At 73.1% G+C, this 12,387-nt stretch carries 11 protein-coding genes; 8 read left to right on the forward strand and 3 right to left on the reverse strand.

The features are described 5' to 3' along the window. Nucleotides 1–139 precede the first annotated feature (139 nt). The 3 genes from ACFV61_RS30395 to ACFV61_RS30405 all read left to right on the forward strand — a co-directional run bounded on the left by ACFV61_RS30395 (nucleotide 140) and on the right by ACFV61_RS30405 (nucleotide 3,604). On the forward strand, nucleotides 140–1,543 hold the full coding sequence (locus ACFV61_RS30395; protein WP_063347906.1) for a dipeptidase: 1,404 nt from the start codon (nucleotides 140–142) through the stop codon (nucleotides 1,541–1,543). A gap of 69 nt (nucleotides 1,544–1,612) precedes the next feature. After that, the gene (gene nudC / locus ACFV61_RS30400) at nucleotides 1,613–2,554 is read left to right on the forward strand and encodes an NAD(+) diphosphatase (protein WP_208869073.1); all 942 of its coding nucleotides are present in this window, start codon (nucleotides 1,613–1,615) and stop codon (nucleotides 2,552–2,554) included. Nucleotides 2,555–2,764: 210 nt separating this feature from the next. Continuing rightward, on the forward strand, nucleotides 2,765–3,604 hold the full coding sequence (locus tag ACFV61_RS30405; RefSeq protein WP_063347904.1) for a GntR family transcriptional regulator: 840 nt from the start codon (nucleotides 2,765–2,767) through the stop codon (nucleotides 3,602–3,604). Nucleotides 3,605–3,734: 130 nt separating this feature from the next. Here the strand turns inward: ACFV61_RS30405 and ACFV61_RS30410 are convergent, their stop codons facing one another. Continuing rightward, nucleotides 3,735–3,992, reverse strand: coding sequence for a mycoredoxin (locus ACFV61_RS30410; RefSeq protein WP_063347903.1), 258 nt, complete (start codon nucleotides 3,990–3,992; stop codon nucleotides 3,735–3,737). A gap of 200 nt (nucleotides 3,993–4,192) precedes the next feature. Here ACFV61_RS30410 and ACFV61_RS30415 point away from each other — a divergent pair, with 200 nt between their 5' ends. The 4 genes from ACFV61_RS30415 (at nucleotide 4,193) to ACFV61_RS30430 (ending at nucleotide 8,099) form a co-directional block, all read left to right on the forward strand. After that, a complete protein-coding gene (locus ACFV61_RS30415) occupies nucleotides 4,193–6,460 on the forward strand; it encodes an ATP-dependent DNA helicase UvrD2 (RefSeq protein ID WP_079135640.1) in 2,268 nt (755 codons plus the stop codon). A gap of 249 nt (nucleotides 6,461–6,709) precedes the next feature. Further along, on the forward strand, nucleotides 6,710–7,168 hold the full coding sequence (locus ACFV61_RS30420) for a hypothetical protein (protein WP_363586725.1): 459 nt from the start codon (nucleotides 6,710–6,712) through the stop codon (nucleotides 7,166–7,168). Between the two features lie 167 nt (nucleotides 7,169–7,335). Further along, nucleotides 7,336–7,704: a WhiB family transcriptional regulator gene (locus tag ACFV61_RS30425; protein ID WP_371517211.1), complete on the forward strand. Its 369-nt coding sequence runs from the start codon at nucleotides 7,336–7,338 to the stop codon at nucleotides 7,702–7,704. A gap of 149 nt (nucleotides 7,705–7,853) precedes the next feature. Beyond that, entirely contained in the window at nucleotides 7,854–8,099 is a 246-nt protein-coding gene (locus ACFV61_RS30430) for a hypothetical protein (RefSeq protein ID WP_079136258.1), read from the forward strand. A gap of 118 nt (nucleotides 8,100–8,217) precedes the next feature. Here ACFV61_RS30430 and ACFV61_RS30435 read toward each other — a convergent pair whose 3' ends face one another. Further along, complete coding sequence (locus tag ACFV61_RS30435; protein ID WP_380495103.1) at nucleotides 8,218–9,669, reverse strand: ABC1 kinase family protein; 1,452 nt, start codon at nucleotides 9,667–9,669, stop codon at nucleotides 8,218–8,220. Between the two features lie 240 nt (nucleotides 9,670–9,909). Next, nucleotides 9,910–10,632 (reverse strand): TetR/AcrR family transcriptional regulator, encoded by a 723-nt coding sequence (locus ACFV61_RS30440; protein ID WP_063347900.1) that lies wholly within the window; start codon nucleotides 10,630–10,632, stop codon nucleotides 9,910–9,912. 165 nt (nucleotides 10,633–10,797) lie between these two features. Between ACFV61_RS30440 and ACFV61_RS30445 the strand changes: the two genes are divergently transcribed. Then, nucleotides 10,798–12,333, forward strand: a complete 1,536-nt coding sequence (locus ACFV61_RS30445) for an MFS transporter (protein WP_380495105.1) — start codon at nucleotides 10,798–10,800, stop codon at nucleotides 12,331–12,333. The last annotated feature ends 54 nt before the right edge of the window (nucleotides 12,334–12,387 follow it).

The following is a 12,387-nucleotide window of genomic DNA, read 5'->3' on the forward strand; positions in this document are numbered from 1 at the left end:
TTAAACCGCCCCGCCCCCCGGCCCGCGCCCCCCCCCCGGGCGGGGCGCGGGCGGGGGTGACGGAGGTTACAGCCCCAACGGCGCCCGGCAGCCGGACGGCCGGGGCGGGCACCCGCACGGGCGAACTAAAGTCGTCGGTATGACGAGAACTCCGGACAGCGTCGTCCGCTCCTTCATCGACCAGCACCAGGCCGGCTTCCTCGCCGACCTCTCCGAGTGGCTGGCCATTCCCTCGGTCTCCGCCGACCCGGCCCGCGCCGGCGACGTGCGGCGCTCCGCCGAGTGGCTGGCCGCCAAGCTGCGCGACACCGGCTTCCCGGTGGCCGAGGTGTGGGAGACCGACGGCCTGCCGGCGGTGTTCGCCGAGTGGCCCTCCGGGGACTCGTCCGCGCCGACCGTCCTGGTCTACGGGCACCACGACGTGCAGCCCGCCGCGAAGGAGGACGGCTGGGAGACGGAGCCGTTCACCCCGACCGTGGTCGGCGGGCGGCTGTTCGCCCGCGGCGCGGCCGACGACAAGGGCCAGGTGTTCTTCCACACCCTGGGCGTGCGCGCCCACCTGGCCGCGACCGGCCGCACCGCGCCGGCCGTCAACCTCAAGCTGCTGATCGAGGGCGAGGAGGAGTCCGGCTCGCCGCACTTCGCCGACCTGGTCCGGCGCGAGGCCGGGCGGCTGGCCGCCGACGTGGTGGTCATCTCGGACACCGGCATGTGGTCCGAGACCACGCCGACCGTGTGCACCGGCATGCGGGGCCTGGCCGACGCCCAGATCGACCTGTACGGCCCGGACACCGACATCCACTCCGGCTCCTTCGGCGGCGCCGTCCCCAACCCGGCGCAGGTCGCCGCCGAGCTGGCGGCCGGCCTGCACGACGCCGACCGCCGGGTGGACATCCCGGGCTTCTACGACGGCGTGATCGAGCTGACCGACCGCGAGCGCGAGCTGTTCGCCGAACTGCCCTTCGACGAGGCGCAGTGGCTCAGGGTCGCCAAGTCGTACGGCACCCGGGGCGAGGCCGGCTACTCCACCCTGGAGCGGGTCTGGGCCCGCCCGACCGCCGAGGTCAACGGCGTCTGGGGCGGCTACACCGGCCCCGGCGGCAAGACCATCGTGCCGTCCTCGGCGCACCTCAAGCTGTCCTTCCGGCTGGTCGCCGGGCAGGAGGTGGAGAAGGTGCGCGAGGCCGTCCGGGAGTGGGTGGCCGCGCGGGTGCCCGAGGGCGTCCGCCACGAGCTGACCTTCCCGGGCGCGACCCGGCCCTGCCTGACCCCGCTGGACCACCCGGCGCTGCAGTCCACCGTCCGCGCCATGGGCCGGGCCTTCGGGCAGAAGATCCTCTTCACCCGCGAGGGCGGCTCCGGCCCGGCCGCCGACCTCCAGGACGTGCTCGGCGCGCCGGTGCTGTTCCTCGGCATCTCGGTGCCCTCGGACGGCTGGCACTCGGTCAACGAGAAGGTCGAACTGGACCTGCTGGCCAAGGGCGTGGAGACGGCCGCGTACCTGTGGGGGGACCTGGCCGAGAACTTCCGGCCCGGCGCGTGATCCCGCGCGGGCACACCATGGCAGTTAGATCACTCATCCGGATGATTCATCACGTGGGGATGGAACGAAGTGAGCACCGTGCCTGAGACCGAACGCCCACTGAACCTGGCACTGGCCCGGGCCGGGGTGGACCGGGCGGCCGAGCACCGGCTCGACGAGCCCTGGCTGGCCGCCGCCTGGAGCCACCCGGCCACCCGGGTGCTGCCGATCGCCGGCGGCGAGGCGTTCGTCGTCGACACCGCGCAGGGCACCGAACTCGTGCTGATGCCCTCCTTCGAGGCGCCGCAGACTGGGGACCGGTACTTCCTCGGCACCGACGAGGACGGCGTCTCGTACTTCGCGCTGGCCGGGGAGAGCCTGCCCGGGCGGCTGGACGGCGACGCCCGCCCGGCCGGGCTGCGCGAGGTCGGCGCGCTGCTGTCGGACCGGGACGCCGGACTGCTGGTGCACGCCGTCGCGCTGGAGCACTGGCACCGGCTGCACAGCTTCTGCTCGCGCTGCGGGCACCCGACCGAGAAGGCCGGCGCCGGGCACGTGCGGCGCTGCACCTCCTGCGCGGCCGAGCACTACCCGCGCACCGACCCGGCGGTGATCATGGTGATCACCGACGAGCAGGACCGCTGCCTGCTCGGCCGTCAGGCGCTGTGGCCGGAGGGCCGCTGGTCCACCCTGGCCGGCTTCGTCGAGCCGGGGGAGTCGATCGAGCAGGCGGTGGTGCGCGAGGTGCACGAGGAGGCCGGCGTGCGGGTCGGCGAGGTGCGCTACGTCGCCAGCCAGCCCTGGCCCTTCCCGTCGAGCCTGATGCTCGGCTTCACGGGCCGGGCGCTGCCGGGCGGCACGGCGATCACCGTGGACGGCGAGGAGTTGGCCGAGGCGCGCTGGTTCTCCCGTGACGAGCTGCGGGCCGGGATGGAGGCGGGGGAGATCCTGCCGCCCTCCGGGATCTCGATCGCACGCCACCTGGTCGAGCTCTGGTACGGCGGACCGCTGCCGTCGGCGGCGCGCTGGTAATCCCCGACGAACGGGGGGCGTGCGGGTTATCCCGCGCGCCCCCGTTTTTCTTTTCCCTTCCTTCCCTAATCCGCCACGATCAGATGTTCGTGGCCGGACGGGCCAGTTCTGCTACCGCCGCCCGCCACCCCGCGGCCGTCGTCAACCCGCGCGGACGACATTGCCGGAAACGGCTGAAACCCCGCCATCGCGCTCGCTACATTCACTCGGGTGACAATCCCCCGGGGCACCGCCCAATCCCCCAAATACCAGCGTCTCGCCGCCGACCTGCGCCGCCGGATCGCCGAGGGCGAGTTCACCGCCGACGCCGCACTCCCGGTCGAGAGCGAACTGGAACGCCAGTACGGAGTCGCCCGCAACACCGTCCGGCTCGCCGTCGACGTCCTGGTCAACGAAGGCCGCCTGGTCCGCCTCCAGGGCAAGGGCACTTACCTGCGGGAACACCCCGTCCTGGACCACCGCGCCTACGGCCCCACCCTGGCCCCCGCCCCCCGGGACTGCCTGGCCGTGCCCTCCGCCGTCTACCTCGGCGAGGCCGCCGAGGCCGGCCGCGAACTCACCACCGACTTCGAGATGATGATCGTCCGGGCCCGGGTCGACATCGCCGAACGGCTCGGACTGCGCCCCGGCGAGGCCATCGTGGTCCGCCGCCAACTGCGCCTGCTCGACCGCGAGCCGTACTCCATCGAGGAGAGCCACTACCGGGCCGGACTCGCCGCCGGCACCCCGCTGATGGAACCCGACCCGGTCGAGGGCGGCGACGAGGCCGTCCTCAACGAACTCGGCCGCACCGAGATCGGCGCCGTCGACCACCTGATCGCCCGGATGCCCGGCCCCGAGGAGGCCCAGTGGTTCCAGGGCGGCCCCGGCGTGCCGCTGATGGTCCAGACCCGCGTCACCTACGACCGGCGCGGGCCCGTCCGCGTCATCGAGACCCGCTACTCGGCCGACCGCAGCCGGCTCGTCTACGGCATCGGCGACCTCGGCGCGCGCGCCACCCTGCCCGCGCCCGCCGCACCCGTCGACCCCGCCAGGGCCGACGCGCAGTGACGCGCGCCGGCCCGGACCCCGGGCCGGGCCGGCCCCGCTCAGGCCGTTCAAGCCCGCTCAGGCCGTTCAAGCCCGCGTGGGCCGCTCGGACCGTTCAGGCCGTTCGGACCATGCGGGCCGCTCGGACCACTCAGACCCCGAGGGCCTTCTTCACCTGCAGCAGGCTCGGGTTGGTCATCACGACCCGCTCGCCGCCGGCGTTCGGCGTCACCAGCACCGTCGGCACGGTCTGGTTGCCGCCGTTGACCGACTCGACGAACGACGCCGACGCCGGGTCCTCCTCGATGTTGACCTCCGTGTAGCCGATCCCCTCCCGGTCCATCTGGCTCTTGAGTCGGTTGCAGTACCCGCACCAGGTCGTGCTGTACATCGTCACGCTGCCGGACATCGAGGAGGCTCCTTCAGGAAGAGGGCGTACGGTCTCAGGGCAGGAACGCCCACCGCGCGACGGTCATTCCGCGCGGCCACGCTCCGTCGCACCACGACGGCGCCCGAACGGCCCCGCGCGCCCCGGTGCGCAGCGATCATCCTGCGATCACACCGTGCCTGTGGACAACCCCGCCCCCGTTGTCCCAGCGGGCTGAGAGGATGGAAAGCATGCAGGAAGACCTCTTGAGCGGCAGCCCGTCCGACGGCCCCCACGGCTCCCTCTGGGCCGACCCCACCGCCGCCACGGGCCCCGACGCCGTGCTCGCCGGGCTCGACCCCGAACAGCGCGCCGTCGCCACCGCCCTGCACGGGCCCGTCTGCGTCCTCGCCGGCGCCGGCACCGGCAAGACCCGCGCCATCACCCACCGGATCGCCTACGGCGTGCGCAGCGGCGTGTACCAGCCCCAGCAGGTCCTCGCCGTCACCTTCACCGCCCGCGCCGCCGGCGAGATGCGCGGCCGACTGCGCCAACTCGGCGCCGACGGTGTCCAGGCCCGCACCTTCCACGCCGCCGCCCTGCGCCAGCTCCAGTACTTCTGGCCGCGCGCCGTCGGCGGCCCCGTGCCCCAGCTGCTCGAACGCAAGGTCCAGCTCGTCGCCGAATCCGCCGGCCGCTGCGGCCTGCGCGTCCAGCGCACCGAACTGCGCGACCTCACCGCCGAGATCGAATGGGCCAAGGTCACCCAGCTCGGCCCCGACGACTACCCCGCCGCCGTCCAGAAGTCCGGCCGCGAAGCCCCCCGCGACCCGGCCGAGACCGCCCAGGTCTACCGCGTCTACGAGGAGACCAAGAGCCGCCGCGGCGTCATCGACTTCGAGGACGTCCTGCTGCTCACCGCCGCCATCCTGGAGGACCGTCCCGACATCGCGGACCAGGTCCGCTCCCAGTACCGGCACTTCACCGTCGACGAGTACCAGGACGTCTCGCCGCTCCAGCAGCGGCTGCTCGACCAGTGGACCGGCCCCGGCGGCGGCGCCAGCCTCTGCGTCGTCGGCGACGCCAGCCAGACCATCTACTCCTTCACCGGTGCCACCCCCGACTACCTGCTCAACTTCCGCACCCACCACCCCGAGGCCACGGTCGTCAAGCTGGTCCGCGACTACCGCTCCACCCCGCAGGTCGTCCACCTCGCCAACGGACTGCTCAGCCAGGCCCGCGGCGAGGCCGCCCGCCACCGCCTCGAACTCGTCTCCCAGCGCGAGGCCGGCCCCGAACCCGTCTACACCGAGTACGAGGACGAGCCCACCGAGGCCGAGACCACCGCCCGCCGGATCAAGGACCTGCTCGCCACCGGCGTGCGCGCCAGCGAGGTCGCCGTCCTGTTCCGCACCAACGGCCAGTCCGAGGTCTACGAGCAGGCCCTCGCCGACCTCGGCGTCCCCTACCAGCTCAAGGGCGCCGAGCGGTTCTTCGAACGCCCCGAGGTCCGCGACGCCGGCGTCCTGCTGCGCGGCGCTGCCCGGGCCGGCGCCGACCCGCTCACCGCCGACGCCCCCGACCTCGCCGGCCAGGTCCGCGCCGTCCTCGCCGCCCGCGGCTTCACCGCCGAACCGCCCGCCGGCTCCGGCGCCGTCCGCGACCGCTGGGAGTCCCTCGCCGCCCTCGTCCGGCTCGCCGAGGAGTTCGAGCGCACCCGCACCGCCGCCGGCCACAGCGCCGACCTCGCCGCCTACGTCGCCGAACTCGACGCCCGCGCCGCCGCCCAGCACGCCCCCGCCGTCGAAGGCGTCACCCTCGCCTCGCTGCACGCCGCCAAGGGCCTCGAATGGGACGCCGTCTTCCTCGTCGGCCTCACCGAGGGCACCCTGCCGATCATCTACGCCAAGACCGACGAGCAGATCGAGGAGGAGCGCCGACTCCTCTACGTCGGCGTCACCCGCGCCCGCAGGCACCTCTCCCTCTCCTGGGCGCTCAGCCGCTCCCCGGGCGGCCGGGCCAGCCGCAAGCCCAGCCGCTTCCTGGACGGGCTGCGTCCCGGCTCCAGCGCCCCCGGCGCACGCACCGGCGGGCGGGGCGGGCGCGGGGGCGTGGAGCCCGGCGAGCGCTCCGCCGGACGGCGGGTCCGCGGCCCGGTCAAGTGCCGGGTCTGCGAGAAGGTGCTCACCGAGGCGGTCGAGCGCAAGCTGCGCCGCTGCGAGAGCTGCCCGTCCACGATGGACGAGGCGCTGTACGAGCGGCTGCGCGAGTGGCGGGCCCGGCAGGCCAAGAAGCAGGGGGCGCCGGCCTACGTGGTGTTCACCGACGCCACGCTCATGGCCATCGCCGAGGACGTGCCGGCCAGCCGCCAGGAGCTGGCCGTGATCTCCGGGGTCGGCGCGATGAAGCTGGACAAGTACGGGGCGGCCGTGCTCTCGTTGTGTGCGGGGGAGGAGCCCGAGGAGGATCCGGACGGCGTCGAGGACGGCGAGCCGGTCGATCCGGCGTGAGCCGGTCCGGGCGCGGTCCAGGGGAGTCTCCCGGGGGCCGCTCGGGGGACATTCGAACCCGCCGTGAAAAATAGTTTGCGCGGCATACCGGGAGCGCAATAGCCTGCCGGAGCGGTCAAGGGGACGAGATCGCACGGGGTGACACCTGTGCCGAATCCCCTGCACCCAACAGCTTCACCGAGACAGACATCCGAACATTCGGAGCCGGGGCGACCTGGCTCCGCGAGACGCCGAGAGGAGGCGATGACAGTGGGAAACATCATGATCACCAAAATGACTGGCCAGACCGTTGTTGCTGCCTCCCTGCGTGCCGCCCGTCTGCGGGCGCTCGCCGAGCTCGGTGGAACCGGTCTGGGTCTCGACACCACCGGTGTCTCCGTCGTCCCCGCTGTCAGTGGCCTTGGACACACTGATGTCTGCGCCGCGGGCGGCAGGAACGTCGAAGGCACCTCCGTCGAGGCCGGTCTGTCCGGCGACTGGGCGTCGTTCGGCACGTCGCGCTCCCTGCGTGATGAGCGACCGACCCAGGCACCGAAGGCAGTCGTAGCAGCCGCCATGCATGGCGACTATGCGCAGGTCGTCGGTGCCGGAAGCACCCAGAAGCAGAACGAGCAGCAGATTAACCAGGCCATGGCCGCCTTTGCGGGCGCCACGGCCATCCGGATGCGGGCCTTCCGCGGGCCTGAACCCTGGAGAGAACGAACCTGAGTAAGCCTCAGGTCGGCACCTCCAGGGCCGCGGAACCCGTCACATCGGGATCCGCGGCCCTTCTGTTTTGTCCGGTACGCAAGACCACCCAGGCCCCCCGGGGCCTCCGGCCCAGACCCACCAGCCATCTGGGCCGGAACCACTGAAAAGACGAGGAAGACGCCACAGTGTCCACGGTCATCACGCCGCCCATCCCGTCCGTACCGCCGACAAGCCAGATCACCAAGGCCGACCAGGCCGACCCCCCGGAGGTTCTTTCCATGCAGATCAGCTCCATCGAGCAGGCCGAGGCGCTCGGGCTCCCCATCCCCTGCCGCGCCTTCGACCCCGAGGTCTTCTTCGCCGAGACGCCCGCCGACGTCGAGTACGCGAAGTCCCTCTGCGGCACCTGCCCGGTCAAGGACGCCTGTCTGACCGGTGCGCTGGAGCGGCGCGAGCCGTGGGGCGTCTGGGGTGGCGAGCTCTTCGTCCAGGGTGTCGTCGTGGCCCGCAAGCGGCCGCGTGGCCGTCCGCGCAAGACCGAGGTCATGGCGTGAACCCCGCCCACGGCGCCAGGGCCGTCCGCCGGGGAGAGCAGCCCCTGCTGGACAGCTCCCTCCGCCGTTCCGTCCGGATCGCCGCCGCCAAGGCCGACGCAGCCCGGCCAGCCCCCTTCCCGAGCACGCACCACGAGCAGGACCACCACATGACCGCCGCCGCCATCGATCCGACCGTCCGCGCTGAGCAGACCACCGAACTTCAGATCCAGAACAGGACCCTCGAAATGCAACTCCTCCACGAATCCCTGGCCCGGGCCCATATGCAAGAGCGCCTGCACGAGGCCGAGCACCAACGCCTCGTCACCCGGGTCGCCCGGGCCCGCCGGCTCAAGCAGCGGGCCGAGCGCGCCTCGCTGCGGGCCCGCAAGGCGATCGCCGTCGCCCTGATGTAGCCGCGGCTGTCGTCGCGGCTTTCGTCGCGGCGCGGGGCCTCCCCGCGTTCCACCCCCGTCGTGCCGCAGGCCGCCCCCCGTCCCGGGGAGCGGCCTGCGGTCGTCGGGGGCGTTGTGGTCAGCTCTTGCGGGTGCGGTTGGCGGGCTCGCCGCCTGCCGGCTTGCGACCGGCCGGCTTCGCCGTCCCCGCCGATCTCGCCGTCCCCACTGGGTCGGCCGGCTTCGCCGTCCCCGCCGGTTCCCGACCGGCGAACTGGGGCAGCCACGCCAGCATCTCCGCCCGGAACGGCGCCTGGGCGCCCAACTGGCAGAGCACCCCGATGGTGCTCAGCGTCACCCGATGGATCAGCAGGTACGCGGGCGGCAGGTTCAGTTGCTTGCCCAGGTTGTAGGCGGGCGAGCGCGGATCGGCGATCCGGGCCGCCTGCGCGCGCATCCAGGCCCGGGTGAAGTGGAAGCTGTCCACGGCGGCCGGCTCGATGATCGGCCGCAGGTAGTCCAGCACCGCGTCCGGGTCCAGCTCGATCGAGGGCTTGACGAAGCCCTCCTCGCGCAGCATCTTCAGCACACCCGCCGCGTCGCCGTCCAGGGCCATCCGCAGCGACGCCCCGATCGGCGCGGGCAGCCCGCCCGGCAGCCGGTCCACCGTGCCGAAGTCCAGCACCCCCAGCCGCCAGCCCGACGCCGGGCCGTCGTCCTTCAGCAGCCGGAAGTTGCCCGGGTGCGGGTCCGCGTGCAGCAGGCCGGTCCGGGACGGGCCCGCGAACAGGAACCGGGCCAGCAACTGCCCGGCACGGTCGCGCTCCTCCTGGGTGCCGCCCGTGATCACCTCGGCCAGCGGGGTGCCGTCCATCCACTCGGTGACCAGCACCTGGTCGGCCTGCGCCACCACGCCGGGCACCACGATGTCCGGGTCGCCGGCGAACTCCTCGGCGTGGCGGCGCTGGGCCTGCGCCTCCAGCTCGTAGTCCAGCTCCTCCGACACCCGTTCGCGCAGCTCGGCGATCAGCGGCTTGATGTCCAGCCCCGGGATCAGCGGGCCCAACAGCCAGGCCACCCGGCTCAGTTGCGTCAGGTCGGCGAGCAGCGCGTCGCCCGCGCCCGGGTACTGCACCTTGACCGCGACCCGGCGCCCGTCGTGCCAGACGGCCCGGTGCACCTGCCCGATCGAGGCGGCCGCCGCCGGCCGGTCGTCGAACTCCCGGAACAGCTCGCGCCAGCCGTCCCCGAGCCGCTGGGCGAGCGCGGTGTGCACCTTGGCGGCGGGCATCGGGGGAGCGGCGTCCTGCAGCTTGGTGAGCGCGGCCCGGTACGGCCCGGCGACCTCCTCGGGCAGCGCGGCCTCGAAGACGGACAGCACCTGTCCGAACTTCATGGCCCCGCCCTTGAGTTCACCCAGGACTTTGAACAGCTGGTCGGCGGTGGCCTGCTGGAGCTCGGCCGTCACCACCTCGGCGGAGCGCCCGCCGATGCGCTTGCCCAGACCGAGCGTGGCGCGTCCGGCTATCCCCAGCGGCAGGGCGGCGAGCCGTGCCGTGCGGGTCACTGCCTTGCGCGGAAGATCGCTCACCCGGGCCTCCATTCCCTGGCCCCCCGACACCGGACGGCCCACCATCACTAGGCCATTGTGCCCGCTCCCCACCCCGCGACCGCCGGTATTTCGCCAGGCGGGGAGGGGACGCCCGTACGAGGGCCGCGACCGCTGTCCCTTTGCGGGGGAGTTGGACGGCTTGGTCCGGTCGGCCCGGCGTGGTGGGCGGGCGGTGGCTGCGCGCCGAGTGGAGTGCCCGCGGGTCGTCCGGCCGGCGGGTCAGCGGGGCAGACGGAGGGCCAGGCCGTCCAGGACCACGGCGAGGCCGTAGGCGAACTTGGCGTCGCGCGTGGCGGCCGGGTCCGGGTCCGCGGAAGCGGCCGAGTAGGCGGCGGCGAGGTGGGCGAAGCCCGCGGTGGCCTCCCGGGCGGCGGGCATCAGCCGGGCGACGAACGCGGCCTCGCTCTCACCGGCCCGGGCGACGGTGGTGAGCCAGGCCGCCTCCGTGGTGCTCATGCCGACGACGTAGGAGATGACCGTGTCGATCGCCCGGACCGGCTCGGGGAAGCCGGCCGAGGTGAAGAAGGCGGTCAGCCGCTCGCCGTAGGACAGCAGGTTGGGGCCGAGGTGGGCGAGGCCGGCCTGGCCGAGGACGGACGACAGCCAGGGGTGGCGCAGGGCCGTCGCCCGGAAGGCGCCGGCGGCCTCGGTGGCGGCGGCGCGCCAGTCGGGGCTGTCGGCGGGCGGGAGGGTGATCTCGCCGAAGACCTCGTCCACCGCGAGCTCCATCAGCTCGTCCTTGGTCGCCACGTGCCGGTACAGGGAGGTGGCGCCCGCGTTCAGCCGGGTGGCGAGCTTGCGCATGCTCAGGGCCTCGATGCCCTCGGCGTCCAGCATGGTGATCGCCTCGCGGACGATCGCGGCCCGGCTGAGTGCGGGCTGGTCGGGCTCGCGCTGCCGACGGGCCCATACGGACGGGATCGGGTTCGTTTCGGCGGCCATGGCGGCTCCCCTTCCCTCTGCTCCTGCTTCGCTGCGTACACCGTTCGCATTGAGCGTACAGGAGTCGGATATTGCGCACGATGTTCCGCCATGCGTACAGTGTGCGCAACGAAGGAACGGGGTGCGCACCGGGGGAACGGTGTGCGCAGAATGGAGGGGTGGCTGATGACAGCGCTCAACGCGACCGAGGGCCGCAATCCGCACCGCTGGTGGATCCTGATCGTGCTGTGCCTGAGCTCGCTCGTCCTGGTGGTCGACAGCATGGCGCTCACGGTCGCCGTGCCCTCGATGACGGCGGACCTCGGCGCCAGCGCCCAGGACACCCAGTGGATCCTCGGCTCCTACGTCCTGGTCTTCGCCGGGCTGCTGCTCACCGCCGGCAGCCTCGGGGACCGCTTCGGCCGCCGGAAGATCATGATCATCGGACTGCTGCTCTTCGGGGCGGCCTCCCTGGCGGCCACCTTCTGCACCAACCCCGGCGAGGTGATCGCGGCCCGGGTCGCCATGGGCGTCGGTGGATCGCTGATCATGCCCTCGACGCTGTCGATCCTCATCACCGTCTTCGACGAGGACGAGCGCAACAAGGCGATGGCCGCCTGGAGCTCGGTGGCGATGCTGGGGCTGGTCGGCAGCCCGGTCCTCGGCGGAGTGCTGATCAACCACTTCTCCTGGCACTCGATCTTCTTCATCAACGTCCCGGTCGTCGCCCTGGCGGTCCTGGCCGGCCTGCTGCTGATGCCGGAGTCCAAGGGCCCGTGGCAGAAGCCCGACCCGCTCGGCGCGGTGCTCTCCGCGGCCGGCATGACCGCCCTGGTCTGGTGGATCATCGAGATCCCGCAGCACGGCGCCTTCGGCGGCCAGTCCCTGGTCACCCTGGCCATCGCGGTGCTCGCGCTCGGCGGGTTCGTGGCGTGGGAGAACACCACCTCCGCGCCCATGGTTCCGCTGGCGCTCTTCAAACACCGCAACTTCAGCGGGGGCTCGCTGTCGCTGACCCTGGTGCAGATCGGCAACGGCGGCCTGCTGCTCGTGCTCACCCAGTACCTGCAGTTCGTGCTCGGCTACTCGCCGGTCAAGGCGGGCCTCGCGTTCGTGCCGCTGGCCATCGCCGCCCTGGTCGGCAACGGGGCCGGCGCCAAGCTCGCCGCCACGATCGGCAACCGCCTGCTCATCCTCACCGGGATGCTCGTCATGGCCGCCTCCTTCGCCCTGCTGACCACCGTCACCGCCGGCACCGGCTTCACCGTCCCGGCAGTCGCCCTCGGGCTGCTCGGCCTCGGCGCGGGCCTGGCGATGCCGGCGGCGGTGGGCGCGCTGATGGGCACCATCCCGCCGGAGCAGGCGGGCGTCGGCTCGGCGCTGAACGACACCATCCAGCAGGCCGGCACCGCGCTCGGCATCGCCATCCTGGGCTCGCTGCTGTCGAGCGGTTTCGCCGCCGAGATGCCCGCCGGGATGCCGGAGGAGGCGAAGCACTCCGTAGGCGGGGCGCTGGCACTGGCCAACGGGGACGCCGGGCTCGTCCGGACCGTCCGGGAGGCCTTCACCTCGGCGATGTCGACGACCTTCACGATCAGCGCGATCGGGGTGCTGGCGGCGGCGGTGGTGGCCACGCTGGTGATGCGCGACCGGAAGGCCGGGACGGCGGCGGGGGAGCCGGTGGCCGGGGCGTCGGTGGAGGACACCGGGATCGCCGCCTGACTCCGCTGGGCCTGGCTGGTCCACCTCGCTGCGAAGGCCGGTGCCCCTGGGGGC

This window comes from Kitasatospora sp. NPDC059817 (assembly GCF_042731835.1).
Lineage (GTDB): Bacteria > Actinomycetota > Actinomycetes > Streptomycetales > Streptomycetaceae > Kitasatospora.